The sequence below is a fragment of the Myxococcus llanfairpwllgwyngyllgogerychwyrndrobwllllantysiliogogogochensis genome, assembly GCF_006636215.1.
In the GTDB taxonomy this organism is placed as follows: domain Bacteria; phylum Myxococcota; class Myxococcia; order Myxococcales; family Myxococcaceae; genus Myxococcus; species Myxococcus llanfairpwllgwyngyllgogerychwyrndrobwllllantysiliogogogochensis.
This window is the reverse complement of record NZ_VIFM01000785.1, coordinates 1-440: the sequence shown is the minus strand read 5'-3', so window position 1 is coordinate 440 and position 440 is coordinate 1. Positions and strand designations below refer to the sequence as shown.

Genomic DNA, 440 nt, shown 5'->3' with positions numbered 1-440 from the left:
GGGTTTACCTCGCAGCCTGCATGGTGGCCCACCACGCGGCATCGGCTTCCACTTCGCCCTGCTCGTTAACGTGGGGGTAAGGCAGACCTTTTTGTCTGGCGACGCGGGCCAGCACCGGATAGCCGCCTTCGAACAGCAGGCGCTGCTGCTCTTGTGGCGGCAGCATGCTGTTGGCGCGTTGGTACATCCCGGCATTCTGCCGCTGGCGCTGCGCCTCGTAAAGGATCAGCGCCGAGGCGACGGAGACGTTCAGCGACTGCACCATGCCGATCATCGGGATAATGATGTCCTGATCGGCCAGCGCCAGCGCTTCCTGGGTGATGCCGGTTTTTTCCTGACCCATCAGGATGCAGGTTGGACGCGTATAGTCGATTTCACGAAAATCGATGGCTTTGTCGGAAAGGTGAGTGGCAAGAATTTGCATGCCCTGGCCTTTCAGG

Annotated in this window: 1 protein-coding gene; it reads right to left on the bottom strand. The window is 60.2% G+C overall.

Annotated features, from left to right (window positions below):
* Positions 1-4: 4 nt before the first annotated feature.
* A partial coding sequence (gene trmH / locus FJV41_RS55855) for a tRNA (guanosine(18)-2'-O)-methyltransferase TrmH (protein ID WP_141649626.1) occupies positions 5-440 on the bottom strand: 436 nt, incomplete at its 5' end.